Source organism: Hydrogenispora ethanolica (genome assembly GCF_004340685.1).
Taxonomy (GTDB): domain Bacteria; phylum Bacillota; class UBA4882; order UBA8346; family UBA8346; genus Hydrogenispora; species Hydrogenispora ethanolica.
This window is the reverse complement of record NZ_SLUN01000086.1, coordinates 1-1,613: the sequence shown is the minus strand read 5'-3', so window position 1 is coordinate 1,613 and position 1,613 is coordinate 1. Positions and strand designations below refer to the sequence as shown.

Here is a 1,613-nt window from a genome sequence, read left to right as displayed (position 1 = left end):
ACCTGAATCCGTGATTTAAGTTTACGGAAACGACCTAAATCCCCAAGAATTGCAAAGAATCAAGAGGGGAAACCATAAAACCCCAAAAGAAGGGAAGCGATTGCGATGAATGGTAACGATCCAGTCATCTTACTGGAGGCTAAACGGAAAAAGGGAACAGTGAAATAAAGCTTATCCCGCTAATCAAAGTATACACTAGAACGCGAAAGCTTCATAAACTCGCGTAAACGTCTGAACCCATGCGTTGCTTCTGCCCAGATTCAAATAGGTTTTCCGGGCGTGCTGAACCACCCGGGTCGCGATCAGAACGAGGTTGGAAATCACGGTGCGAAGCCGCCTTCGCAAAACTGGTTTCCGTAGTGGGGAGTCATTTTGTTTTAGACTTTCTTGGCCGATGACTCGCAAAATATTGTAGGCCAGCATCGCCAACTCCAGAATGAGCGCATTGGTTTCAAACTTACCGGAAGGCAGCCGCTCCAAATCCATATCGGTTTTGATTTCACTGTGAAACTGCTCGCAGGTGCCATGATCCTGGTATAGCTCGATCACGTCTTGGGGTGGAAGCGTCAGTGAAGTCAACCAATTTTCCACTTCGAGGTCCGGCACTAAAAGAATTTGCCCATCGGCAGTAATCGTTCGTTCAATGACCCGAAATACAATGCGGACTTTTTCCTGAAGATTGCCAAGCGTCCATTGGACGCTGCCGGTATAAACGGTTTTGCCTTCGCGGGGATGAGTGACGGTTCCATTTTCTTTGGCGATATCCAGCCACATCTGGGGGGAATCGGTTCGTAGATTGCGTTTAATAATGAAATGGCAGCGGGTTTCGGGTTCCCGACACACCTCGATATTCTCGGAACTGTCGTTGCCGGAATCCAGCCGGACCAACAATGGGGTGGACGTCAACCGTTTGGCCTGAAGGATGGTTTCTTTCAAAAAGGGCACGGTATGGTTCTGACAATGTTGACTTCCTTTGCGAAGTTCGGTATTGACAAGATATCCCTCAGCCCCCACATAGGCGAAGATAGGAGCATATCCGTCGAATCCTTGATAGGTTCGAGCAACGCCTTGCTTCTTGGTTCCGGAGTTGTCAAAGGGGGATACGTCGATATCCAACGGAATGTATTCATCCCGGCACGGGGTGAGCGTCGCGCCGGTTGCTTTGAGAATGCGAATGTTCTCGGCGAGTAAGATATTCCGCCATTGACCCCCGGCCATGTCCAGGCGTTGGCGTAGGGTTTCGCTGGAGGGAATATGGTCGATCCCGAGGGCTATCCGATAAAAGTCAGGGTCGGAATTCATTTCACGAATATGATCGAAATCGCTTTTTCCCTGGCATAATAGGCCAATATACGCAAATACGATTTCATGGTTTTTGATATGGGGAGCGGCGTTATCTTTGAGTCGATGCAGGTTCAACCGTTCTTGCAATTTCGTCTTTTGCAATAACAATCCCACGATGGACAGTCCGGATGCAGTGATTAGTCTTTCGTTGCTTTGTCGTATTCCATCAAACATCTTTTAACCTCGCAGGTGTGTCTTTCTACCTACGATCATTCTAGATTTATCACTGGTTTCCCTGGTTTTGTATCTGTTTAGTTCACGGATTTAGG

The 1,613-nt window shown here is 48.0% G+C and carries 1 protein-coding gene; it reads right to left on the bottom strand.

The window, feature by feature from the left end:
• Positions 1-195: 195 nt before the first annotated feature.
• On the bottom strand, positions 196-1,518 hold the full coding sequence (locus EDC14_RS26375) for an IS1380 family transposase (RefSeq protein WP_132018402.1): 1,323 nt from the start codon (positions 1,516-1,518) through the stop codon (positions 196-198).
• Positions 1,519-1,613: the final 95 nt, after the last annotated feature.